Below are 24,560 nucleotides of genomic sequence, written 5' to 3'. Positions count from 1 at the left end.
GATTTGACACTACTCCTCCCTAACACTCACCTCTGCTCCGTTAGATAATCGTAGCTGCCCGTTGGTGATTACCGTTTCTCCCTCATCTATACCGCTTTTAATAACAATAAAATCATCATTAGAAAACACTATATCTATATTCTTGACCACGGCTTTATTATCTTGATCGACAACAAATATATAAGGACCTTGATCGTTAGTTTGCATGGTTTTAGACGGAACTATTAAAGCCTCTTGTTCGATGTAAATCGTTAGGGATACACGAACACACTGTCCCGGCCATAATATTTCGTTTTGGTTAGGTAGTGTTGCTTTAACTTTGATAGTGCCGCTATTTGGATCAATCGAATTATCGACAAAAACGATCTCACCGTCTTTAATTTCTTGGTCGCTTACGGTTCTAACCGTCAAAGCTAAATCATTAGATTTTTGAGATTTATTAATACGATCGAGATATTTTTCAGGTACGGAGAAGCTGACATAAATAGGCGAGCTAGTATTGATAGTTACTAGACGCACAAAATCCGGCGATACTAAATCACCTATATCCACATTACTCTCACTAAGTTTACCATCAAAAGGAGCTACTATTTTTGAATACTCGATTTGTAAATTAGCGTCTGCAATAATTGCTTTATCGCGTTCCACGGTGGCCCTAAGCATATTCATATTAGTTAGCATCTGTAAATACTGCTCTTCCGAAACGGCTTTTTCCTCGTATAAAGCACGATATCTTGCCTCTTCTTTTATAGCATCTTCAAGGTTATAAGTATCACTTAGTAAATTTGCTTGTGCTTGCTGTAATTGATTTTGAAAAGGACTAGAATCGATTTCATATAATCAATCACCTGTTTTTACTTCTTGTCCGTCATCAAAATTTACACTTGATATTTGGCCCGTAACTTGAGATTGAATATCGGCACTTTGGTCAGTTTCAGCTACTCCTGCAAGTTCTATCACATCAGATACGTCTTTTCTGATAACTTGTGTTACCTCAACCGGAGCTGCTATAGTGATTTGTTTACTGCTTTTATTATGATGTTTTATTACCCAAACCACTAATATTACTATTTAGTACTAGTAATGTTATCAATATCAAATTCCGCATTATTGTTTTAAGCATTGTTATTTGCCAAAATCAAAAATAGGTCCTGCTATGTTGCCGTCTACCTGCCAAGTCTCAGCTGAGTTAGTAAACAGAGTATTAAGTTTATTGCTACCGAATCCTAATAAGCCTGTTAAAGAAATTTGTGGAAAATAAGTAGCTTTTATTGTTTTTAAGTTTACATCTGCTGCTAGTAAATTCTGCTCTGCTGTTTTAATATCCGGTCTTTGCTCTAAAAGCTCTGATGGTAATATTTTAGGTAATACCGGTAGAGCAGGGAAGTAATCTATTGGTTTATTACGATAAATTAAGCCGTTTACTATATTTTCAGGAATTCTACCTACTAAAATTTTTAATGCGGTTTCCTGCTCATGTCTTTGTTGTTTTAAAGGCGGCAATGATAACTTAGTAAGTGCAAGCTCGGAAGCAGCTTCACTAACCGATATTAAATCACCTACGCCAAGATTATATAATTTCTGATTTAATTTATAAATTTCCGTTTGAGCCTCAATTAGCTTTTCAGTTAGATAGATTTGTTTGTCTAATACTAAAAGATTAAACTAACTTATAGTGACGTTACTTATAACTGATAAACGTACCGCTGCCTTGCTATACTCACTTGCAAGGAAAGTTTTTTTAGCTGATTCGCTAGCGTTGGCGGCTGCTTCTATAAATCCAGCTCGTAATTAAGCACGCTTGCTAGCCCCAAATTATTAGAGAATTTTGGTTCATTCGGTGCTTTTGTTTCTTTACTGTTTTTTGTTTGATTTGCTCCGCCTCGTAAATTGATTTGTGGAAATCTATAAGAATTAATAAGGTTAAGCTGTGCTTGCGCTGCTAGCACATTACTCATTGCCAGCTCAATATCGGAGTTACCGGTTAAAGATTCTTCGATTAGGTTATTTAACACCGGATCGTTAAATTGCAGTCACTACTTGGAGGATGCATTATTATTTTGTTCTAGAGAATAATTATTCCAAGTAGTAGGTAATGAGAGTTTAGGGGGACTATTATCGTGTTTTGCATTACAACCACATAGAAGAAATGATGAAATCGATAAAACTAGAATATATTTTAAGTAAATGCAAAATCGGCATATGAAGTTCATCGATTAGGTTCATTAAAATAAATTCATATTACTTAATATTAATTAAGAATCTTTAAACCGTTATGTCAATATAGACTATTATTTTTTCAACTAACTATTTTTATAATTACGTAATAATGTTGCTATAGCATATTTTAGAAAGCTTGATATAAGTGAATTTTGCAGGATTCGCTTGTGTTCACGTATTTTTATAAGCTGTGTAGGCTCACCCTTAAATTCATCTTATCTGAAGCTTTCTAAAATATGCTGTAACTTTTCAGAAACAACTTTAATTTCATAATTTTGTTTGAGAGTAAGGTAGGCGTTTTTAGAAAATTCTTTTGCTTTTATAGGGTTCTCTATTAGATAGACAATTTTTGCTGCTAAATCTTCAGCAGAGCCGGCTTTACAAATAAGCCCGTCTTGCATGTCGTTTAAGATTGCTGCAGGCCCTTCAGTATCTGTACTAACGATAGGCATGCTTGCCTCCATTGCTTCAAGCACTATAATTCCAAACGGTTCATGAAGAGACGGTAAGCAAAAAATATCTATTTGTTTAAAGAATTTATCTCTATCGTGAACCCATCCCGTAAATGATATTTGATCTTGTAAATTAAGTTTATGTGCTAAAGCAATTAAATTATCTTTTTCCTCGCCGCTTCCACCTATAACTGCATGAAGATCATATTTTTTTTCTTTTAAAATTTTGATAGCTTTAATAAAAACATCAACACCTTTCTTAGCTACAAATCTTGCTAGTACACCAATTACGACAGGTTTTCTATATGTTTTATTTGGAATAAAGTCTTTAGCAATATTTATCATATTCGGTAGGATGCATATCCTAGATTCGGCAAAGTGATTTTTTAATAAAAATTCTTTCATATGATGCGTCAAGGCAATAACAAAATCACATTTACGTAGTCCTTTTAAACTATAATTATGAGCGATACCGATTAATTTTATATTTTGTGATTTAGCAAATTTACTAAAATTTATTGCTCTATTACCGTGTGCTATAATTATATCGGGTTTAGTCTTATGAATTATATACTTAAAAATAAGTACCGAGAGTAAATCAAACGGTACTATATTAGGTAGTTTTAAGCTTTGTTTGTGTAGAAGAAAGGAATTTATTTTTGCCTTGTAAGAAGTGATATTTATAACCTCAATTTTTTGCATCTCTAAAGCAGTGCTATAATCTAAAAATGCTTGTTGAATGCCGCCAAGGTCACGACTTAGCATAATATTAAGGATCTTCATTACTTTAATTGCTCGATTTCTTTTTCTGTTAAACCGGTAAAATCTATAATTTTATCTAAAGGTTTATTTTTTGCTAACATTTTTTTAGCTATAGAAATTTTTTGTTTTGCTTCCCCTTTGGCTTCCCCTTTAGCTTCAGCATCCATAATTTTCTGCTCTTCTACGGCTAGATTATCCATTTCGGTTTTTATCATTTTTTCATAAGTATTTAACTCTTTTTCAGACCAACTAGCTTGATCCAAAGCATAAAAAGCTTTTTTAATAATAAAATCATGACCTATCAAATTCTCCATTTCTTCTAGAGTGCTTTCATGTGCATGTTTAAAGAAATATGCCCATTTTTCTTGAAGGTTCTCTAATTGATCTAATTCTTTATTAAATTTCTCAAGCTCTAAAAAGATAAAATAAAAATCTTGTAGGTCGTTCTCATAAGTTTTAGTATCAAGTAATCTATGATTTGATCTCCAATCTTTTTTATCGGGCAATAAAATAAAATCGGCAATAGCTAAGAATATTACTCCTCGAAGTTTTGCATATACTGCCATTTTTTTTTATGATCTTCATCTTTGTTTATTATTTTTCTTGAATAGGCCTTTGCTGTATAAAGCTGAGCTCGTTTTTCAAAACCTGGATGTTTGCTAACCTGCATCTCTACAATAAATTGAGTACCGTATTTATCTCTACATAATACATCAACTATAGATTGTCTATAAGTAGCGATGTCGGAACCTTAGATTGTTTTTAAAAAAGTAACTTCGGTAATTACTTCTTTTCCCGTATAACCTAAAATGTTATTTAGAGAATGAATAAGTATATCCTTATTTTTTTCTGTACCGAAAATTTTTAAAAATGCATAGTTATTTTTAGGGTCTAAGAAACGTGAAATTAGCATAATAGTCTATATTTTTATATATTATCACTTCATTATAGCAAATTCCAAGAAATTTGCTATAATACAATTTCCTAATATGTAAAACATTATGATTAGTAAAATTAATTTTGTAAAAATGCATGGTCTCGGTAATGATTTTGTTATTGTTAACAAACGAGATTTATCAAGTTCATATGATTTATCGCAGTTAGCAAAAAATATGGCTGAGCGTCATACAGGTATCGGTTGCGATCAGTTTATTATTTATGAAGAGCATAATGATTTTTATGAAATGATTATATATAACATAGACGGCTCTAGTGCTAAATTATGCGGTAATGCTACAAGATGTTTAGCCAAGTTAATTTATCTTGATACGGGAAAGCAAGATATTACCGTAATGGTAGGCAATAAAAAATTGCTATGTAATGTCAATGATGAAAATAATATTAGCGTTAATGTAGGAAGCGTGAGTTTTAATGAAGCTTGGATGCCAAGTCGTGATAAAGTTTGGGAATTTGCAGAGCGTTATATGATTGATTTAAAGGAAACTATTTGCGTTGATATAGGTAATCCGCATGTAGTTATTTTTAGTAAGTTAGAACCTCAAGATCAAAAAATTGTCGGTGAAAGATTGCAGGCTAAGGAATTATTCGCAGATGGGGTAAACGTTAATTTTGCTGAAGTAAAAGATAATAAAATCTATTTATCCGTTTGGGAGCGGGGGGCAGGGTTAACGCTTGCTTGCGGAAGCGGAGCTTGCGGTAGTTTTGCTGCCGGTTTAAAGCGCGGTTTTATCCATTCACCAAGTACTATAGTCTTTAAGCACGGTAACCTTACTATGAAAGAAGAAAACGGTAATATAATAATGCAAGGGGCAGCTACGCTTGTAGCACGTGGGGAATATTATTGTGAGCAATAATTTAAGACAAAACATAGTAACATTTGGCTGTAGACTTAATATTTACGAAAGTGAGATAATACGAAAAAACTTGGAATTGTCGGGTATCGATAATGTAGCAATATTCAATACTTGTGCGGTAACTAAAGCAGCTGAGAAACAAGCAAGACAAGCTATACGCAAGGCTAAAAAAAATAATCCTGATTTAAAAATTATTGTTACCGGCTGTAGTGCTCAAACAAGTCCGCAAATGTACGGTAATATGCCGGAAGTTGACAAAGTTATAGGTAATGAAGAGAAGTTATTACCTAATTACTACCAAATTACCGATGCAAAAATAACAGTTAACGATATAATGTCGGTGAAAGAGACGGCAAGTCATTTAGTAAGTTGCTTTGACTGTAAGTCTCGTGCTTTTATTCAGGTACAAAACGGTTGTGATCATTTTTGTACTTTCTGTATTATCCCTTATGGTAGAGGAAAAAGTAGATCAGTAGCAATAGGAGCTATAGCAGAGCAGGTAAAGCATTTGGTATTAAACGGCTTTAAAGAAGTAGTTTTTACCGGTGTCGATGTCACGGCTTATGGTAGTGATTTGCCAGGAAGTCCAACATTCGCACAAATGATTAAACGAGTGTTGAATTTAGTCCCTGCATTAAAGAGGCTTAGATTATCTTCAATAGATGTTGCAGAAATAGATGATGAACTTTTTGAGCTTATAGCTTATAGTGAAAGGATAATGCCGCATTTTCATATTAGCTTGCAAGCAGGTGATGATATGATATTAAAACGTATGAAAAGACGTCATAATAGAGCAAACGTAATAGAGTTTTGTCGGAAGCTGCGGGCAATAAGACCGGAAGTATCTTTTGGTGCGGATATTATAGCTGGTTTCCCGACTGAAACCCCTGAAATGTTTGAAAATACAAGAAAATTAATTTCAGAAGCGGAATTACAATATTTACATGTTTTTCCTTATTCGGAAAGAGAAGGAACGCCTGCAGCACGTATGCCACAAGTACCTAAAAATATAAGAAAAGAAAGGGCAGCAATTTTAAGGCAAGAAGGGCAAAACCAGTTGACCGAATTCTTTAAAAAACATATAGGACAGAAAGTGGAGTTATTAGTAGAGAATAATAATATTGCCCATACCGAAAATTTTATTCCGGTAAAGCTAGATAAACCTTTAGAAATAGGGCAGATATTTAAAGCGAAGTTGGTGGCGATAGAAGAGAATTATATGAAGTGTATGTTGGTTTAACGTCATTGCAGGGAGGTATTGTTGCGTAGATACTGAAGGTCGTCATTGCGAGGAGCCGTAGGTGACGCGGCAATCCAGAAAATAATTAAAAAAATTCTGATTTACAGAATTTTTAACTGGATTGCTTCTCATCAATTGCTATGCGATTTCCTTGCAATGACGGATAAACAGGTCCACGCAACAATGCCCGCTCGCAATGACGTTCTACCGTACAATAAAAAATCAAAAACAAAAAAACAATCATGGAAAATATAGAAACAATATTAAGGCTTGCTGAGGACAAAATCTTATTAGTACAAAACTTAAAAGCTCTGCAAGAATATAAAGTAGAATTTTTAGGCAAGAACGGTATAGTGACCGGTGAGCTTAAAAAATTAGGTAGTTTAAATGAACAGGAACGTAAAGAATTTGGCTTAAAAATCAATAAATTAAAAGATAAAATACAGAATATAATAAAAGCAAAAGCAGAAATTTTAGAGGAGCAGGAACTAAATTTTAAACTTGCTGCCGATAAAATTGATTTAACAATCCCTGCACGGAGATATAAACAAGGTTCTATTCATCCAATAACACAATGTAGTGAGGAGTTAATACAAGTATTTTCGCAGTTTGGTTTTACTATAGAAAACGGACCGAATATCGAGAATGATTTTCATAATTTTACCGCTCTCAATTTTGAAGATGATCATCCCGCAAGGCAAATGCATGATACTTTTTATTTGAAAAGTCAGGAAAATAATAAGCCGCTGTTATTACGTACTCATACCTCAACAGTGCAGATTAGAGCTATGAAAAACGGCAAACCGCCTTTTAGGTTTATAGCACCGGGTAGGACTTATAGATCGGATTCGGATATGACGCATACGCCAATGTTCCACCAAATAGAAGGGCTTGTTATGGATAAAAATATCAATATGGGACATTTAAAATATGTTATCACGACATTTATAAAAAGCTTTTTTGAAAATTCTAATATTGAATTACGGTTTAGACCCAGCTTTTTCCCATTTACCGAACCTTCTGCCGAAGTTGATATTCGGATGAATAAAAACGATAAATGGCTTGAGGTCCTCGGTTGCGGGATGGTTCATCCAAACGTGCTTAAAAATGTTGGTATCGATAGCAGCGAGTATCAAGGTTTTGCTTTTGGGCTTGGAGTAGAGCGTTTTGCAATGTTAAAATATAATATCAAAGATTTAAGACAATTTTTTGAAGGAGATATGCGTTGGCTTAAACATTATAATTTTGGGAGCTTTGATATACCGAATTTAGCAGGAGGGCTTACGAAATGAAATTTACGTTATCATGGTTAAAACAATTTTTAGAGACATCGGCTTCAGTTACTGAAATTGCCGAAGCCCTAACAGCTATTGGCCTTGAAGTGGAAGAGGTGATAGATAAAGCGGCGGAATTACAAAAGTTTGAAGTAGCATATATTACAAATATTAAACCTCACCCGTCAGCTGATAAATTAAAGCTTTGTGATGTTGAGACTAAAAGCGGTATGTTGCAAATAGTTTGTGGTGCGCGTAATGCAAGAGCAGGTATAAAAGTAGTACTTGCAAATATCGGAATAGAAATACCAAACGGTAAATTTAAGATTAAGAAATCTGTTATTAGAGGCGAAAAAAGCTGTGGTATGCTTTGCTCTGAAGAGGAATTACTGCTAGCTTCAGAGTCTGAAGGGATTATAGAGCTATCTGAAGATGCCGTAGTTGGAGAGAATTTTACTAAATATTACGGTTTAGATGATCCTATATTTGTTATTAACGTTACTCCTAATCGTGGTGATGCACTTGGAGTTTACGGCATCGCAAGAGATTTAGCAGCTAAAGGAATAGGCATACTTAAAGAGCTAGAAATTTCGGCAATAAAGAGTACATTTATTTCTAAAATGAAGCTTAACGTGCAAGATAAGGAAGCCTGTCCGTTATTTACTTTTAGAGAGATAAGAAATTTAAAAACTAAACCAAGCCCTGATTGGTTACGGAAATTATTAAAAAATGTTGGGGTAAAAACTATTTCAAGCTTAGTGGATGTAACAAATTATATTTCCTATAGCTTTGGGCAGCCGATGCATGCTTACGATGCAGATAGGATAAAGGGGGGAATTACTGTAGCACGTCATTGCGAGAAGCGTAGCGACGAAGCAATCTCAGGACAACAAAATGAGATTGCCACGGCTGCTTTGCAGCCTCGCAATGACGTAGCTAAATGCCACGCCCTAAACGGTAAAGAATATTTACTTACAGAAAATGATTTAGTTATAAAAGATGAAAGCGGTATTCAAGGTCTGGCCGGTGTCATTGGCGAGGCTGATAGTAGTTGTACTGATAGTACGACTAATATAATACTCGAGGCTGCTTGTTTTAATGCTAAAATGGTTGCAGCTAGCGGGCGAAGGTTCCAAATTGATACGGATGCTAGATATCGTAATGAGCGTAATATCGATAGAAATTTTACGGAAAAGGCTTTGGATATAGCAACTAATCTTATTTTGTCAATATGCGGAAACGGTGAAGTATCGGAAGTAGTGAAAGTCGGTGAAAAAGAGTCACAAAAAAAACCTTTAGATTTTTCAGCATGTTATTTAGAAAAAATTACAGGAATTAAACTAAATATCAAAGCGATAGAAGCCATATTAAATAAACTAGGATTTATTACGGATGTTAAAGGTGAGATTATAAAGGTAATAGCTCCTTCTTGGCGTCACGATATAACTATTTTAGAAGATATAGCTGAAGAAATCGCTCGTATTTACGGCTATGATAAAATAGAGAGTATAAAATTACCTGAACTAGACCAAGATAATAATAAGCTAAGAGAGCATAAAAGAATATCTAGTTTTAAAAGGATATTAGCAAGCAAAGGTTATGATGAGGTAGTAACTAACTCTTTTATGAGTAGTGAAGATGCAAAGTTGTTTGCTGAATTAAAAGAAGAGTTATTTTTGCTTAATCCTATTAGCATAGGAGACAATTATATGCGTCCTACTATACTGCCGAATTTGTTAAGTATAGTAAGTAAAAATCTAGCACGCTCTATAAAAGATATGGCTTTTTTTGAAGTTGGACCAAGTTTTATAGATTTAAATACGGAAGCAACTTATTTGACGGCAATTATAAGTGGTTCATATAATAATAAAAACCCTCATTCGCTTGGACGAGGCTATGATGTTTTTGATCTTAAAGGCGATTTAGAGTTGGTAGCTGATTATGCAGGACTATCTATAGATAAATGTATAGCAACAAATGGGACAGCATTGCCACAATATTATCATCCAACTAGAGCAGTAAATATAGGGCTTGGTAAAAATGTATTAGGTCATTTTGGGCAGATACACCCTAAAATCTTGAAATATTACGATATTAATCAGGAAATATTTGCATTCGAGCTAAATATTACGAATTTGCCGTTGATAAAAGCTAAATTTGGTAAAAGAGACGAATTTGCAGTATCGGATTTCCAAGCTAATTTTAGAGATTACGCATTTATTGTTGGTCAAGATCATAGAGTCGGTGAAATAATATCATATATAAATAATTTTAATAAAAAGCTTATCAAATCAGTTATATTATTTGATATTTATAGCGGTGATAAATTACCTGAAGGTAAAAAATCTATAGCGGTTAAAATAGAGCTACAAGCAGATGATCGGACGTTATCTGATACTGATTTAAATTCGTTTAGTAAAGATTTAGTTGCTGCCATCTCACAAAAATTTCAAGGAACATTAAGAGAATAACAATATGTTAAAATTAATAGTTGAAACAAAAACATTAGTTCAGTCCCTAGGGTTTGCAAGTTCCGTTGTTGAAAAACGTAATGTCATACCTGAATATGCAAACATTAAATTATCGGCACAAGACGGCAATCTAGAGCTTAGTTCTACTAATATGGATTTGTACTTAAGTCAAAAAATAGCAGTACAGGTAGTAAGTGAAGGTGAATGTACCGTTTCTACGAAAACTCTAAATGATATAGTCCGAAAACTTCCGGATTCCGAGCTTACATTAACAGATCTCGGTACAACGGGACTTGAGATCAAAGGAAAAAATTGTAAATTTAATTTATTTACTTTGCCGGTTAGTTCTTTTCCTGCAATGGATAGTATTAATCCTGAAGCAAGTTTTAAAATTTCCTGCACGGATTTTGCTAAAATAATCGAATCGACAAAATTTTCGATTTCTTTAGATGAAACTCGTTATAATTTAAACGGTGTTTATTTACACATAAAAGACAAAGAGTTTTGTTCGGCAAGTACCGATGGGCATAGACTTTCGATTTCATGGGTAACATTAGAAAAACAAATAAAGAATTTTGGAATTATATTACCCCAAAAAAGTGCAGAGGAAATTTTAAAAATCGTTAAAGATCCTAAAAATATAAATGAAGATATAGAAATTTTATTAAATAGCAATAAGATTAAATTTATATGTAACGAAAATACTATTATGCTATCAAAGCTTATAGACGGTACTTTCCCTGATTATAGTACTTTTATTCCGGAAAGCAGCAGCTCAAAATTAGTAATTAATCGAAAAATATTTGCAGATAGTATAGAAAGGATAGCGATAATAACCGTTGAAAAATTTAGAGCAGTAAAATTATCGTTATCTCGTGAAACCTTAGAGATTAGTGCCGTCGGTGAAGCAAGAGGTAACGCAAAAGAGGTTATTAATTCTTCACAAGATAAGGAAAGTTTTTATGAATATAATAGTGATGAGTCTTTAGCTATAGGCTTTAACCCGCAATATTTGGAAGATGTCTTAAAAGCAGTGAAATCGGATTTAGTAGAACTATATTTTTCAGATGTTTCAGCACCGGTACTTATTAAATTTCCTGAGAATCCTAAAGATATTTTTGTCGTCATGCCTGTTAAGGTGTAAGTGTTATGAGAACCGGAATATATAAGCATTACAAAGAAAAATTATATCAAGTTATAGATACTGCAAAACATACTGAAACTTTGCAAGAGTTATATGATAATTTCCAGCTTCTTGGTAAGGCCGCTTGAAATGTTTAACGAAAAGGTTTTATTACACGGCAAAAATATTCCACGTTTTGAATTTATTTCTGAGAAATAATTAAATCTGCCCTATGTCATTCCCGCATAGGCGGGCATGACATCGAGTGGGTTTTTTTGAGCCATATAACAATGCCAAAGAACGGTGGGAAGAAATAATTTTTGACTAATAGCTAAAGCTTCTCTATTATTTCCCTCAAGCACACTAATTAAATATTGGTTATGAAGAAAATTATCGGATTATTTTTTGTAATTATACTTAGTGCAATAAGTACTAGTATCTTAGCGGGTGATTATCCAAAAACAGAACGAGAGCAGAAATGGGACGAAGTAGGTTCTATAGCAGGTGAAGAAGGATTAGTTTTTAGACCGGGTAGGGTTAAGAATGAATCTACTAAAGCTGTAGGAGGTTCAGTTAATAAATATCTCTGGCAAGCAGCATTAGAGACTATAAGTGTTGCTCCTCTTGCATCAGCCGACTCAAACGGCGGCGTGATTATTACGGAATGGTATAGCCCACGTTCTAATCCTAATTTTCGATTTAAAATAAATATATTTATTAAAGACGATGTAATCAGCCCTGATGCAATCGAAGTGAAAGTATTTGAAGAAATGCTTAAAAATAAACAATGGGTACTTAATGAAAACACCTCAAATCTTGCTATCACGCTTGAAGATAAAATTTTAAGAAAAGCTAGAGAGATATATATTAATAGTGTGAGGTAATAACAGTATTGCCGTCATTGCGAGGAAATTACGGAGTAATTGACAAAGCAATCTCAGGATATTTGATGAGATTGCCGTGCAGTCTACGACTGCTCGCAATGACAATGCAGTATATAAATTAAAAAAATATGAACCAAATAGAACAAAAATGGCAGTACATTTGGCAAGAAGAAAAAGCTTTTGAGGTATCAAACGCGAGTAGCAAGCCAAAATATTACGTACTTGAAATGCTGCCTTATCCTTCCGGTAAAATCCATGTAGGTCACGTACGCAACTATTCTATAGGTGATGTTATTGCAAGGTTTATGACTATGCAAGGTTTTAATGTGCTTCATCCGATGGGCTGGGATGCTTTCGGGCTACCTGCCGAAAATGCCGCAATAAAAAATAATTCTCACCCAAAAAAATGGACATATTCTAATATCAAGAATATGAAAAAGCAGCTAAAATCTATGGGCTTTTCTTATGATTGGTCTAGAGAGATAAATAGTTGCGATCCTGAGTATTATAAACATGAGCAGAAATTCTTTTTAGAGCTTTATGAACGAAATCTTGCTTATCAAAAAGCATCATTTGTTAATTGGGATCCGGTTGATAATACCGTGCTTGCGAATGAACAAGTTGTAGACGGGCGTGGTTGGCGTTCAGGTGCAATAGTTGCAAAACGTTATTTAAAGCAATGGTTCTTAAAAATTACCGATTATGCTGAAGAATTATTAAACGAAATTCAGAATTTAAAAGAGTGGCCTGAAGCTGTTCGGTCTATGCAAGAGAAATGGATAGGTAAATCGATAGGTGCTAATTTTCATTTCAAAATTAAGGATAATGAAGAGACTACTATAGAAGTATTCTCAACCAAACCTGAAACCATTTTTGGTGCTAGCTTTATAGGAATTGCCTTTAATCATCCGATAATAGAGCGGTTAGTTTCTAAAACACCTGAAATACTCGCTTTTATAACTCAATGCTCGCATATTACAAGAAGTAGCGAACTAGAAAAGGCTGAAAAGGAAGGTGTATTTACCGGTCTTTTTGTTACTCATCCTTTCGATTCAAATATAGTTTTACCGGTTATTATTACTAATTTTGTGCTAATGGATTATGGCACTGGTGCAATATTTGGTTGCCCTGCTCATGACGAATGTGACCATGAATTAGCTGTTAAAATGAATTTATCTATTAAACAAGTAATTAAAGCAGATATGGATGTACAAAAGACCGCTTATACGGAAGATGGAATTTTAATTAATTCGGATGTTCTAAACGGCTTAACTAGTAACGAAGCAAAACAAGAAGTCATCGGAGAATTTGAGAAACTAGGCATAGGTAAACGCAGCGTAAATTATCGTCTAAAAGATTGGGGGATTTCAAGGCAGCGCTTTTGGGGATGTCCTATTCCTATGATTCACTGCGAAATTTGTGGCATAGTGCCCGTACCTTACAAAGACTTACCCGTTACTTTACCTGATGATGTCAATTTTGACGGTCACGGTAATCCGCTTGATCATCATCCTAGTTGGAAACATGTTAATTGTCCGAAATGCGATAAGCCGGCTGTGCGTGAAACCGATACTTTTGATACATTTTTTGAATCATCTTGGTATTTTACGAGATATTGCAATAGCAATGCTACAGAGATGACTGATAAAAAAGCGTGTGATTACTGGCTACCGGTCGATAAATATATAGGCGGCATTGAACATGCGGTAATGCATTTATTATATGCAAGGTTTTTCACAAAAGTAATGAACGAACAGAATTACGTAAGCGTTCGAGAACCTTTTAAAGGGCTATTTACTCAAGGTATGGTGCTGCATGCCACTTACAAAGATGAACATAATAATTGGTTATATCCTGAAGAAGTAGTTAAAAAGGGTAATGAATTTTTTCATAAAGAAAGCAATAATAGAGTAGTGCAGGGACGCATTGAAAAGATGAGTAAGTCTAAAAAGAATCTAATCGATCTTGAGACAATGCAAGAGCAATATGGGGCAGATGCTATTAGGCTTTTTGTACTGTCCGATAGTCCGCCTGAGAAAGATCTAGAATGGTCGGCAAGCGGTATTGAAGGCTGCTCACGTTTTATTAATAAGCTTGAGTATATGTTTAAGGCGATAGATTCTCTAAAAGATGATGTGAATAGCGAGGTTAATAAAGAGCTTAATAGGTTAGTACATTTTACAATAAAGCACGTCGCCGAAGATATAAAGCATTTTGCCCTAAACAGAGCAATAGCACGTATGCGCGAGCTTTCTAATGCTATATCTGCTGAAATATCCAAAGATAAAATTGATGTTAAAATCGTAAGGCATGGCTTTAATGTTTTAGTACAGCTACTAAATCCTTTTATCCCGCATATTACGGAAGAAATTTGGCAAAAGCTTGGCAATAAAGAGCGATTATATAATTTGTCTTTTCCTGCATTTGATGAATCAATGCTAGAGTTAGATACATATATTATGGCAGTGCAGGTTAACGGCAAACTCCGTGATACCTATGAGTTTAAAACTTCCGTAAGTGAAGATGAAATAAAGCAAGTTACCGTCAGTCTGCCAAAGGTACAAAAGTGCTTAGAAGGGAAAGAGCCGAAGAAGATTATCCTCGTTCCTCGTAAAATTGTGAATATACTCGTTTAATTTGGAAAATTGGCTACGTCGTTTGGTAAGTCTTCGGATGCTCACGTATTAAGTATATGCTCCGCTCCTCGGCTTACAGATTCCTTGCTCTTTCCAAATTAAACTGCGTCTATCTACTTTTCATTTATCAGAAGTATATTATTTTTTGAATCTGTCATCCCGCGACTTGATCGTGGGATCTAGTTTAAAATACTAAAATTATTAGTACTTTAAGTTGTTTTTAAATACCGTGGTCAAGCCGCAGTATGACACCTAGTATACTTTTATTGTATTACCACCATACTAACCCAAAAAAAAGTAGTAGTATGACCTAAAACTACCTCCTTATGTTTATCTAATGAAGCGTCATAATGCTGCTTCGTCTCATTTATAAAATTACTGCAATTATTATGGTAAGTACCTTTTTGAAGCACCCTTATAACTCTGATAAGATGAAGTGTCATAATGCCCCTTCTCTAAGGTAATAGTAAATATTGTTTATTAGCATTAATACTTTATCTATTATATAATTGGTTGCCTACCAAAATGCGGCAAAAACACCGCCATCAATACTTAAAGTGTCTTCTTCTGTTTCACAAGTTATTATCCTAGGATAACAGAGGTTTGCTATACTATCTAGACTTAGATTTAAATCTGACTCTGAATCTAGCACGTCTATTTTTTTTCTATTAGTCATAAAGATTCCCTTTTAGTTACTAATTAATTAAACTTTTTGTATAACTTGCGTCTAAGGGTAAAATTTGTATGTCAATCCGGTACTCACATCCTTACGTATTTTTATGTACGCTGCGGTGGCAAGTGTTTCCGTGTTTTCTTCAAATTCTTCCTTATTAGCTACATTATGCAATAAGTCTATTGTAGGCTCAGTAATTTAAAAAAATCAATTAGCTACTAATAGACTGTCTGTAATAAATTTTAACCGGTAATTTAATTTTTTTTGCTGTAAATTATAAGATTTTTTTGAAATAGGAACTGCTATTTCTGCAAAAATCTTCAATTATTAATTAAAATTTATTACAGATAGACTATTAAGTAGTGCGCCTGATTTTATACCTGAAATCAATAAATGGTATTAATAAATTAATGCATGAAAATATCGATTTCATTCCAACCGATAAGGTCTAAATTAGCTCTTATCGGTAAAAAACGGAAAATATCTTGGGCAAGTTCATACCTATTTTCTTTAAGTAGCATTTTTTGTAAAATATCTTTTAACTGATGCAAATAAAGCACATCTTTTGCTGCATATTCTTTTTGTTCTGAAGATAAATTATCTGCACCCCAATAGGAAGATTGTTGTTGTTTTGAAATATTTATATTAAGCAATTCTCGGCACAAATCCTTAAGCCCATGACTATCGGTATAAGTTCTAACTAGTTTTGAAGATATTTTAGTACAAAAGATATTTTCTAAATCTATACTTAAATATTTTTTTATGGATGCTAGATCAAATCTAGCAAAATGAAATATCTTACATCTAGTTTTATCTAGTAATAATGCTTTGACATTAGGAGCTGTATAATCTTGATTTGTAAAATGAACAAGATGAGCTTCACCATTGCCGTTACTAAATTGTAGCAAACATAGTTTATCTCTATGTAGATTTAGTCCCATTGTCTCGGTATCTATAGCTAGATCTCCTTCAAGTTTAAAATTATTAGGTAGGTCGTTTTGATAAATTTTTATAGTCATAAATGATTTTTAATTCCTTTGAATCAATAATGTTGTTGTGCGGATCGAAAAACGCGTTCTGTGTCATACCGTGGCTTGACCACGGTATCAAAAAAAAATTAAAAAAGACTGGATCCCGCGATCAAGTCGCGGGATGACAACAAAGTTTTGTTATTGGTGATTAAACACCTGCTCATTTGGAGCAGCTACTCCTAAAACTTTCTTTGCTTGTTCTTCTAACATATCTTTATTTAGAGATTCCGTTCGAAGTAATTTGACGTTATGCTCAAGTTCTACTCTTTCTGCTCGTAAGCCTTTTAGTTCATCATAAGCTTTTTCAAGCTGCCTATTTACTTTTAAATATGCAATAATCCCTTTGTTACCATATATGCAATGAAAAACAAAATATCCAAGCAGTAAAGCTAAAAAGATATTTAAAATTATTTTTTTAGAATGATTATTTAAATGTATTATCATCAATATATATTCATAAGAAATAATATCAGAGCGGTTAAAATAATACTATCAAATCTGTCTAGCACTCCTCCATGACCGGGTATTATATGACCGCTATCTTTAATATTAAATTTTCGCTTAAAATATGAAATAAATAAATCACTTAATTGAGCTATTAATGCTAATATACAACTAATTATAAACAAATAAATTTTATTTGAAAAATAGTAATTTTCAATATGAAAGTTTGGTATAAAACTAACTAATACCGCAACTAAACCTGCTGATAATACTCCCGTCACTAAACCGCTCCAGGTTTTGTTAGGACTAAGTTTCGGAGCAAGTTTTGCTCCTTTAAAAGTTTTGCCACCAATCATAGCGAAAGTATCTACCGACCACATTATGCAAAAATAAAGCATAATAAGCCATCTATTGGTATCTTCCATACTTAAAAATATTAATAGGCTTATAGGAATTGGAATAATAATTAGCCCGATTAATAGATCAGGAATAGAAGAGTAGGTCATATTATACCATTCACTTAACATTCCCGTACCTACTAATATCATTAGAATATAGAATAAAGGCTTACACCATAATATAGCTATGACAAATAACGGAACTAAAACTATACCGGACAGGATTCTTAAATATATGTTTGATTTTTGTTTATCTTTTACCAAATGTTCTTTTCCTTTTTGAGTAATCATTTATAGCTTCTTGTATATCATATTTATTAAAATCAGGCCAATATTTGGGTGAGAAATATAATTCAGCATAAGCTGCTTGCCAAAGCAAGAAATTACTGATGCGATAAACCCCGCCCGGTCTTATTAATAAATCTACATCCGGCATTTCAGGATCATATAAAGCGTGTTGTATATCGCTATCACTTACTGCTTTTTTACCGCTTGTAATAATTTTTGTGCAGGCATCAACTATTTCTTGACGACTTCCATAACTAAAAGCTATACAAAGCGTTATTTTATTATTATTTTTTGTTAATTCTATAGCATTATTTATTTGTTTTTGCAATGAGCTACTTAATAAAGTCAGCCTACCTATTACTTTTATTTTAACGCCGTTTTTATGTAAATTATTTAATTCGGTTTTTAAATAAATACTTAATAATTTTATTAAGAAATCTACTTCCGTGCTTGAGCGTTGCCAATTTTCGGAAGAGAAAGTATATAAAGTTATATAAGGTATGTTAAGGTTAAGAAACTCAGGCAGTAATTCACGAATTTTATCGGCTCCTGCTTTATGCCCTTCAGATTTTGTTAAGTTATGCTGATCTGCCCAACGAGCATTACCGTCCATTATTATTGCTAAATGTTTTATGTTAGTCATTATTTTATATTTTAGATGTTGCTGCATGGATCGATTTTTCCGTCATTGCAAGCGACTAAAAGGAGCGTGGCAATCTCATGAAACAATATAAAATTTCTGAGATTGTCACGCCCTCGGCTTTGCCTATCCTTGTAATGACGATTTGGCATCTACACGGGCATGACATCGGTAGTCATATTTTAGGTATTTCGATTCTTACCGATAGCCCGCCTAAATCCTTGCTATCTTCTAAATAAATAGAGCCTTTATGATCGTTTATTATTTCTTTAGTAATAGCAAGCCCAAGCCCTACGTTACTTACATTATCAAGCTGTCTTGCTTTATCCGATCTATAAAACGGTTTAAATACAAGGTGTGTTTCCGTATCATCTATACCGGGACCGTTATCCTCAATAATTATAGCTACGGTAGATGAATTATCTTTTGAGGATATCTTAATTTTAGTTCCATATTTTATAGCGTTACCGATTAAATTAGACAAGGCTCTTTCAAAAGAATGCGGCTTAATGCATACTTCTAGTTTATCTAAATTAGTAGATTTTATAAATTCAATATTTACATGTGACCATTTGTTAAAAAAACGTTCCATCCAAGGTAATAATAAAATGTCTTCAAATTCTTCTGTACTTGCACCTTTAGCAAAATCTAAATAAGAATTTATCATTTGCTGCATAGTTAATATATCTTGTTTTAACCCTTCGATTTCTTCGCTTTCTTCCATCAATTCAAGTTGTAGCTTCATTCTTGTTAAAGGAGTTCTCAGGTCATGAGAAATCATAGCAAGCATAGTGGTTTTTTTAGTAATTTGTTTTTCAATACGAGCTTTCATTTTTAAAAAAGCAAGCCCTGCTTTTCTTATTTCTAAGGCTCCTGAAGGTTTGAAATTTTTGCCTTTTAAAACACCTCGACCAAATTTATCCATGCTATCCGCAAGAGTGAGTATTGATTTAATTTGATTTTTGGAGAAAATAATAGAAACAGAAAGTAATATAACAGTTAAAGATATAATCCATAAAACAAATATATATACTGTAGGATTAAGTAGTAACTTTGCAGGAAAAGTAATATATAATACTCCATCTTTTAATTCTAAAAATACTTCAATTTTATTTTCCTTATTTAGTTTAACTATATTTTTTTCATGGATTTTTGTAGCTAAAATATTTTTGAATATAGTTAAAGGTTCACCTAATTTAGGCTGTTTTATAGATAACTTTTTATTAAGCTGAAACTGATAAGATAAATTAAGATAATTTTCCGATAAATGGGTTATCTCTCTTGAATTATTTCTATGTTCTTTAATCAATGATTCTATTTCATTGATAATAATAGTACTAGTATAATATGAAACATTATACCAATGACGATCGTAAAACAAAAATATAGCAACGATTTGTCCTATTAAAATCGGAATGATTATAATAAACATAAACCGTACAAATAATGTTTTTGGTAAAGCATATTTCAAAGAGCTTGATACAAGCGAATTTTTCAAGATTCGTCTGTGCTCACGTATTTTTATACGCTGTGTAGGCTCGCTTTTAAATTCATCTTGTCTGAAGCTCTTTGAAATATGCTGTAATAATTTAGATATAAAGTGCATAGCCCTCATTACGCACAGTTTTTAAATATTTCGGCTCTTTTGGGTTGTCTTCTATTTTGCTTCTTATTCTTGTAATTTGTACATCGATAGAACGCATACTAAGCCCTCCCATTATTTTTGACAGTTCAAAACGACTAGTAGATTTACCGGAATTTTTTATTAATATCTCAAGTAATTTTTGTTCAGTAGAGCTAAGAGATACAATTTGATTATTCTTGGTAAATTCTTTTGTATCGGAATTATAAAAATTATTGCCGAATTTAATTATATTCGTTTCTTTTTTAAAGTTATTATAATTATTGATTAAGTTATTTATCCGAAGTAATAATTCTCTCGGTTCAAAAGGTTTAGTTATATAATCAGAGGCACCGGCTTCAAGTCCTTTAACACGGTCATCGGCTTCCGATAAAGCAGTAAGCATAACTATAGGAATATTATTACCGGCATCCCTTATAGTAGTAGCAAAATCAAGCCCTGTTATTTCAGGTAACATAACATCTAAAATAATTAGATCATAATTAGAAGTTTTTAATAGATTTTTAGCTTCCATGACTGAGCTTGCCGTTGATACTAAAAACGCGTTTTTATTTAAAAATTGCTTTAAAAGTGCTAATATTCTGCTATCATCATCAACGATTAAAATATGTGCTTTGTATGTATGCATGTATACTCGTTTAATTTAAAAAAATTGTATTTCACTATTGTCATCCCGTGGCTTGACCACGGGATCTTATGTCGCAGGCTGTGTTCTGAGATCCTGCGATCAAGTCGCGGGATGACGTTAAATACTACTGGATTCCCGCTTTCGCAGGAATGACATGAGAACTACGGCCGTATAGCTCATGACGATTGACAATACTTTAATATAAATATAGATTAATGACAATGGTAAAACTAGAGCAAATTTTTTGGCATGTTTGGATTAACGGTGATTTAGTTCCTTATCAATTTGCAAGGATTCATGTTTTGACTCATAGCCTGCATTATTCAGGATCGGTATTTGAGGGTGAGAGAGCTTATAACGGCAAAGTTTTTAAACTAAAAGAACATACGGCAAGATTAATAAAATCAGCAGAAGCATTAGGTTTGAAAGTACCTTATAATGTAGACGAGATAATAAAAGCTCATGAACGTGTAATAAAACAAAATAATATTAAGGATGCATATATAAGACCGCTTATTTGGTGCGGAGACGAGTCGCTAAATATCACTAATCAGTATTTATCTACTAATCTTTTGATTTCCGGTATTCCATCTATGCCGAGGTCTTTTGAGAAAGGTATAAATTTGCATGTAAGCCGCTGGCGTAAAGCAATGCCTGATAGCACCCCGGTACAATCTAAATCCGCCGCTCAATATAATATGGCAATAACGAGTAAAAAAGAAGCTAAGGCTCTTGGCTATGAGGATGCATTATTACTTGATTATGAAGGGTATATTGCTGAATGCACTACAACAAATATTTTCTTTGTTAAAGATAAAATATTATATACTCCAATTGCCGATAGGTTTTTAAACGGTATAACAAGACAGACTATTATTGAAATTGCAAAAGATTTAGGTCTAGAAGTAAAAGAAGAGCGTTTAAAATTAGAGCAAATAAAGGATTTTACCGGATGTTTTGTTACAGGCACGGCAATTGAGGTACAAAATATTGATTCTATAGATCTTGGCAATAAAAAGATTATTTTTGATGATCATAAAATTGCAGATCGTTTGAAAGAAGAGTATAGGCGTGTTGTTAGGGAGTAGAAGAAACGTCATTGCGAGGAGGTATTGCCTGTGTATGGATACTGAGTCGTCATTGCGAGCAGTCGTAGACTGCGTGGTAATCTCATGAAATAATAACAAACTCCTGAGATTGCTTCGTTGAATTACTACGTAATTCTTCTCGCAATGACGATTTAATAAGCTAAACAATTAAAATCAAAAAAATCATGCATAACATATTTAAAGGTTTAATTACCGCACTTATAACACCTTTTAAAGATAATAAGTTAGACTTATATGCTTTAGAGAGAATTGTAAAACATCAAATAAAGCATGAAGTCGATGCAGTATTAATTGCAGGCTCAACGGGAGAAAGTAGTAGTTTAAGCTTTGAAGAATATAAATTATTACTGCAAACTAGCGTAGAAATCGTTAATAAGTGTATTCCTATAATAAGCGGGTGTTCATCAAATAATACTACTTATGCAAGAGCACTTGCAGCGGAATCTACAAAAATCGGCGTAGATGGTTTTATGGCTAGTCCACCATCTTATGTCAAACCTACCCAACACGGGATTTATAAGCATTTTGAAGCATTGCATGAAGCGTGTAATCTACCTATTATGTTATATTCAGCTCCAACTAGAAGCGGAGTAGATTTTTCTGATGAGACAATATTGAGACTTAGCAAGCTACCGCGTATTGTAGCATTAAAAGATTGTGGTGTAGATTTAGAACGTCCATTGCGGATCAGAGCAACAGTTAAAAAGGATTTCAATATTTTAACCGGTAATGATGAAGTAGTCTTAGCTTTTAACGCTCAAGGTGGGGTGGGGTGGACTTCTGTAGCCTCTAATATTGTTCCTAATATATGTAAAGAGCTATTAGAAAAATGGAATAAGAACGATACTAAAGGAGCATTAGAAATCCATCAGAAATTACTACCTTTATATACAGCATTATTTGTAGAATCTAATCCGATTCCGATAAAATATGCTGCATATTATTTAGGTTTATGTGAAAATGAAATTAGACCCCCATTAACTGAAGCAAGAGATAGTGCCAAAAAACAAATTGAAAACATCATAACATCACTATCTATAAAAATATGACTGAATATAAGAAAGTTATTGCACACAATAAGAAAGCCCTTTTTCAATATTTTATTGAAGAAAGGTTAGAAGCGGGTATTGTATTAAAGGGTAGTGAAGTACGGTCTCTGCGTCAAGGCAAAGCGTCTATAGAAGAAAGTCATGCGGCAGATACCGGACATGAGGTATTTTTGTATAACTGCCATATTGCAGAATATGAAAAAGCGAATAGATTTAATCATGCTACTCGTAGACCGCGTAAATTATTGTTGCATACTAAAGAGATAAAGAAAATTATCGGTAGAATTAGAATAAAAGGCTATACGCTAGTAGCTCTTTCTATGTATTTTAATAAAAAAAATAAAGTGAAAGTTGAACTTGGTATTGCTAAAGGTAAGAAATTACATGATAAAAGAGAGTCAATTAAAGAAAAAGACTGGAAAAGAGATCAGAGCAGATTAATAAGACAGAAGTAATGGACTTTGCTACACCGGATGACAAGCCGGCTTTGTTACATAGCTCGTTTTATGTCATTCCCGCTTTCGCGGGAATGACATATAGAATTACTTAGACTTTAGGAAGATATAAAATTAAAAAGTGTAATAGTTGAGATTATATCTTACATTTAGTAAAATAAATTAATTATTAAATGGAGATGAAAAATGAACTTAAATCAAAAAATAATAAAGCCAAAAATAGGGTTACTAGAACTAGCTAAGAGTCTTGGTAGCATATCATCAGCATGTAAAGCGATGGGCTATAGTAGAGATAGTTATTACAGATTTAAAGCACTGTATGAAACTGGTGGCGAAGAGGCATTATATGAAATTAGTCGAAGAAAGCCAATAATAGCGAATAGAGTTGATCCAGCGATAGAGAAAGCAGTAATGGATATGGCAATAGAATATCCAGCATATGGTCAGCTAAGAGTATCAAATGAGCTTAAGAAGAGCGGTATACTTGTATCGCCTGGAGGAGTGCGATCAATTTGGTTACGTAATGATTTAAACAATATCAGTAAAAGGCTTAAAGCATTAGAAGCAAAGATGGCTCAGGATGGTATTGTTCTTACTGAATCTCAATTACAAGTGCTAGAGGAGCGTCGTAATGAAAGAGAAGCTCATGGAGAAACTGAGACGCAGCATCCAGGTTATCTAGGATGTCAGGATACGTATTATGTAGGTAATTTCAAAGGTATAGGTAAGGTTTATTCTCAGGTATTTATTGATAGCTATACTAGGGTAGCTGATGCTAAACTATATACTGATAAAACAGCTTTAACTGCTGCTGATATGCTTAATGACCGCGTGTTACCATGGTACGAGACCCAAGGGATACCAATACTTCGTATTCTTACAGATCGTGGGTCAGAATATAAGGGGAATATAGAGCATCATGCTTTTGAGTTGTTTCTAAGTATCGAAGGTATAGAGCATACTACAACTAAGGCATATTCTCCCCAAACAAATGGTATGTGTGAGCGTTTTAATAAAACCATGAAACAAGAATTCTTTGATACAGCTATGCGGAAAAAGATTTATACAGATCTTGATGATTTACAATTAGATCTTGATATTTGGTTAGAGCATTTCAATAATGAGCGACCACATTCAGGAAAATATTGTTATGGAAAAACTCCTATGCAAACTTTTAAGGATAGTAAAAAATTAGCTGTTGAAAAGAATAATGAAATCTTGTATCTTGAATACGTCTCTGACAGTCAAAATTTAACTGACAATCAGGTGCAAAATTTATAGTGTCTGTAAGATCAAATCTTGACTTCTACAAATTATCGAAACAATT

The 24,560-nt window shown here is 33.3% G+C and carries 27 protein-coding genes and 2 pseudogenes; 13 read left to right on the top strand and 16 right to left on the bottom strand.

What is annotated here, in order from left to right; genetic code table 11:
• Positions 1 to 9: 9 nt before the first annotated feature.
• From RPR_RS05730 to RPR_RS09555, 8 genes and pseudogenes are all read right to left on the bottom strand, one after another.
• Positions 10 to 831: an efflux RND transporter periplasmic adaptor subunit gene (locus RPR_RS05730; protein WP_085065730.1), complete on the bottom strand. Its 822-nt coding sequence runs from the start codon at positions 829 to 831 to the stop codon at positions 10 to 12.
• A 9-nt stretch (positions 832 to 840) separates the two neighbouring features.
• Positions 841 to 1,059 (bottom strand): biotin/lipoyl-binding protein, encoded by a 219-nt coding sequence (locus RPR_RS05725; RefSeq protein WP_085065729.1) that lies wholly within the window; start codon positions 1,057 to 1,059, stop codon positions 841 to 843.
• A gap of 66 nt (positions 1,060 to 1,125) precedes the next feature.
• Positions 1,126 to 1,503, bottom strand: coding sequence for a TolC family protein (locus RPR_RS05720; RefSeq protein ID WP_266105309.1), 378 nt, complete (start codon positions 1,501 to 1,503; stop codon positions 1,126 to 1,128).
• Positions 1,504 to 1,617 (bottom strand): annotated as a pseudogene (locus RPR_RS09565) (TolC family protein); the annotation flags it as partial. It abuts the gene before it with no gap.
• Positions 1,618 to 1,772: 155 nt separating this feature from the next.
• Positions 1,773 to 2,015, bottom strand: a complete 243-nt coding sequence (locus tag RPR_RS05715; protein WP_187145783.1) for a TolC family protein — start codon at positions 2,013 to 2,015, stop codon at positions 1,773 to 1,775.
• Positions 2,016 to 2,435: 420 nt separating this feature from the next.
• Positions 2,436 to 3,455 (bottom strand): glycosyltransferase family 4 protein, encoded by a 1,020-nt coding sequence (locus RPR_RS05705; protein WP_012736895.1) that lies wholly within the window; start codon positions 3,453 to 3,455, stop codon positions 2,436 to 2,438.
• Positions 3,455 to 4,000: an Rpn family recombination-promoting nuclease/putative transposase gene (locus RPR_RS09560; protein WP_085065727.1), complete on the bottom strand. Its 546-nt coding sequence runs from the start codon at positions 3,998 to 4,000 to the stop codon at positions 3,455 to 3,457. The genes RPR_RS05705 and RPR_RS09560 overlap by 1 nt, the downstream gene beginning before the upstream one ends.
• Positions 3,970 to 4,347, bottom strand: a pseudogene (locus RPR_RS09555) (PD-(D/E)XK nuclease family transposase). The gene RPR_RS09560 and the pseudogene RPR_RS09555 overlap by 31 nt, the downstream one beginning before the upstream one ends.
• 88 nt (positions 4,348 to 4,435) lie before the next feature.
• On the opposite strand from RPR_RS09555, the gene dapF reads away from it, so the two are divergent.
• The 9 genes from dapF (at position 4,436) to leuS (ending at position 14,876) form a co-directional block, all read left to right on the top strand.
• Positions 4,436 to 5,248 carry a diaminopimelate epimerase gene (gene dapF, locus RPR_RS05685; RefSeq protein WP_010977213.1) on the top strand — a complete coding sequence of 271 codons (813 nt, stop codon included), beginning with the start codon at positions 4,436 to 4,438 and terminating at the stop codon, positions 5,246 to 5,248.
• A complete protein-coding gene (gene mtaB / locus RPR_RS05680; RefSeq protein WP_012736894.1) occupies positions 5,223 to 6,488 on the top strand; it encodes a tRNA (N(6)-L-threonylcarbamoyladenosine(37)-C(2))-methylthiotransferase MtaB in 1,266 nt (421 codons plus the stop codon). The genes dapF and mtaB overlap by 26 nt, the downstream gene beginning before the upstream one ends.
• A gap of 242 nt (positions 6,489 to 6,730) precedes the next feature.
• Positions 6,731 to 7,780, top strand: coding sequence for a phenylalanine--tRNA ligase subunit alpha (pheS, locus tag RPR_RS05670; RefSeq protein WP_010977215.1), 1,050 nt, complete (start codon positions 6,731 to 6,733; stop codon positions 7,778 to 7,780).
• Entirely contained in the window at positions 7,777 to 10,233 is a 2,457-nt protein-coding gene (pheT, locus tag RPR_RS05665; protein WP_012736893.1) for a phenylalanine--tRNA ligase subunit beta, read from the top strand. The genes pheS and pheT overlap by 4 nt, the downstream gene beginning before the upstream one ends.
• Positions 10,234 to 10,237: 4 nt before the next feature.
• Entirely contained in the window at positions 10,238 to 11,377 is a 1,140-nt protein-coding gene (gene dnaN / locus RPR_RS05660) for a DNA polymerase III subunit beta (RefSeq protein WP_012736892.1), read from the top strand.
• Positions 11,378 to 11,382: 5 nt separating this feature from the next.
• Positions 11,383 to 11,505 (top strand): DUF1653 domain-containing protein, encoded by a 123-nt coding sequence (locus RPR_RS09550; RefSeq protein WP_012262374.1) that lies wholly within the window; start codon positions 11,383 to 11,385, stop codon positions 11,503 to 11,505.
• Positions 11,471 to 11,575: a DUF1653 domain-containing protein gene (locus RPR_RS09545; protein WP_085065723.1), complete on the top strand. Its 105-nt coding sequence runs from the start codon at positions 11,471 to 11,473 to the stop codon at positions 11,573 to 11,575. Before RPR_RS09550 ends, RPR_RS09545 begins: the two co-directional genes overlap by 35 nt.
• A 161-nt stretch (positions 11,576 to 11,736) precedes the next feature.
• The gene (locus tag RPR_RS05645; RefSeq protein ID WP_012736891.1) at positions 11,737 to 12,240 is read left to right on the top strand and encodes a DUF3576 domain-containing protein; all 504 of its coding nucleotides are present in this window, start codon (positions 11,737 to 11,739) and stop codon (positions 12,238 to 12,240) included.
• 128 nt (positions 12,241 to 12,368) lie between these two features.
• Positions 12,369 to 14,876: a leucine--tRNA ligase gene (gene leuS, locus RPR_RS05640; protein ID WP_012736890.1), complete on the top strand. Its 2,508-nt coding sequence runs from the start codon at positions 12,369 to 12,371 to the stop codon at positions 14,874 to 14,876.
• Positions 14,877 to 15,139: 263 nt separating this feature from the next.
• On the opposite strand, the gene RPR_RS05635 is transcribed toward leuS, so the two are convergent.
• The 8 genes from RPR_RS05635 to RPR_RS05600 form a co-directional block, all read right to left on the bottom strand.
• Positions 15,140 to 15,319: a hypothetical protein gene (locus RPR_RS05635; RefSeq protein ID WP_085065722.1), complete on the bottom strand. Its 180-nt coding sequence runs from the start codon at positions 15,317 to 15,319 to the stop codon at positions 15,140 to 15,142.
• A gap of 74 nt (positions 15,320 to 15,393) precedes the next feature.
• Positions 15,394 to 15,552: a hypothetical protein gene (locus tag RPR_RS08645; protein ID WP_010977220.1), complete on the bottom strand. Its 159-nt coding sequence runs from the start codon at positions 15,550 to 15,552 to the stop codon at positions 15,394 to 15,396.
• A gap of 404 nt (positions 15,553 to 15,956) precedes the next feature.
• Complete coding sequence (locus RPR_RS05625) at positions 15,957 to 16,568, bottom strand: ribonuclease D (RefSeq protein WP_004995765.1); 612 nt, start codon at positions 16,566 to 16,568, stop codon at positions 15,957 to 15,959.
• 150 nt (positions 16,569 to 16,718) lie between these two features.
• Positions 16,719 to 17,024, bottom strand: a complete 306-nt coding sequence (locus RPR_RS05620; protein WP_012150781.1) for an FtsB family cell division protein — start codon at positions 17,022 to 17,024, stop codon at positions 16,719 to 16,721.
• Positions 17,024 to 17,713, bottom strand: coding sequence for a phosphatidate cytidylyltransferase (locus tag RPR_RS05615; RefSeq protein WP_012736889.1), 690 nt, complete (start codon positions 17,711 to 17,713; stop codon positions 17,024 to 17,026). The genes RPR_RS05620 and RPR_RS05615 overlap by 1 nt, the downstream gene beginning before the upstream one ends.
• Positions 17,673 to 18,380 (bottom strand): polyprenyl diphosphate synthase, encoded by a 708-nt coding sequence (gene uppS, locus RPR_RS05610; RefSeq protein ID WP_010977222.1) that lies wholly within the window; start codon positions 18,378 to 18,380, stop codon positions 17,673 to 17,675. The genes RPR_RS05615 and uppS overlap by 41 nt, the downstream gene beginning before the upstream one ends.
• A 145-nt stretch (positions 18,381 to 18,525) precedes the next feature.
• Positions 18,526 to 19,956, bottom strand: a complete 1,431-nt coding sequence (locus tag RPR_RS05605) for a palindromic element RPE3 domain-containing protein (RefSeq protein WP_187145782.1) — start codon at positions 19,954 to 19,956, stop codon at positions 18,526 to 18,528.
• Positions 19,940 to 20,620, bottom strand: coding sequence for a response regulator transcription factor (locus RPR_RS05600; protein ID WP_012736887.1), 681 nt, complete (start codon positions 20,618 to 20,620; stop codon positions 19,940 to 19,942). Before RPR_RS05600 ends, RPR_RS05605 begins: the two co-directional genes overlap by 17 nt.
• A 215-nt stretch (positions 20,621 to 20,835) precedes the next feature.
• On the opposite strand from RPR_RS05600, the gene RPR_RS05595 reads away from it, so the two are divergent.
• From RPR_RS05595 to RPR_RS05580, 4 genes are all read left to right on the top strand, one after another.
• Entirely contained in the window at positions 20,836 to 21,708 is an 873-nt protein-coding gene (locus RPR_RS05595; protein WP_012736886.1) for a branched-chain amino acid transaminase, read from the top strand.
• A gap of 185 nt (positions 21,709 to 21,893) precedes the next feature.
• On the top strand, positions 21,894 to 22,778 hold the full coding sequence (dapA, locus tag RPR_RS05590) for a 4-hydroxy-tetrahydrodipicolinate synthase (RefSeq protein ID WP_012736885.1): 885 nt from the start codon (positions 21,894 to 21,896) through the stop codon (positions 22,776 to 22,778).
• Positions 22,775 to 23,233, top strand: a complete 459-nt coding sequence (gene smpB / locus RPR_RS05585; protein WP_012736884.1) for an SsrA-binding protein SmpB — start codon at positions 22,775 to 22,777, stop codon at positions 23,231 to 23,233. Before dapA ends, smpB begins: the two co-directional genes overlap by 4 nt.
• A gap of 186 nt (positions 23,234 to 23,419) precedes the next feature.
• Complete coding sequence (locus tag RPR_RS05580; protein WP_012736747.1) at positions 23,420 to 24,514, top strand: IS481-like element ISRpe1 family transposase; 1,095 nt, start codon at positions 23,420 to 23,422, stop codon at positions 24,512 to 24,514.
• The last annotated feature ends 46 nt before the right edge of the window (positions 24,515 to 24,560 follow it).

It is taken from the genome of Rickettsia peacockii str. Rustic, from assembly GCF_000021525.1.
GTDB classification, from domain to species: Bacteria; Pseudomonadota; Alphaproteobacteria; order Rickettsiales; family Rickettsiaceae; genus Rickettsia; species Rickettsia rickettsii.
This window is presented reverse-complemented; position numbering and strand designations above follow the sequence as displayed.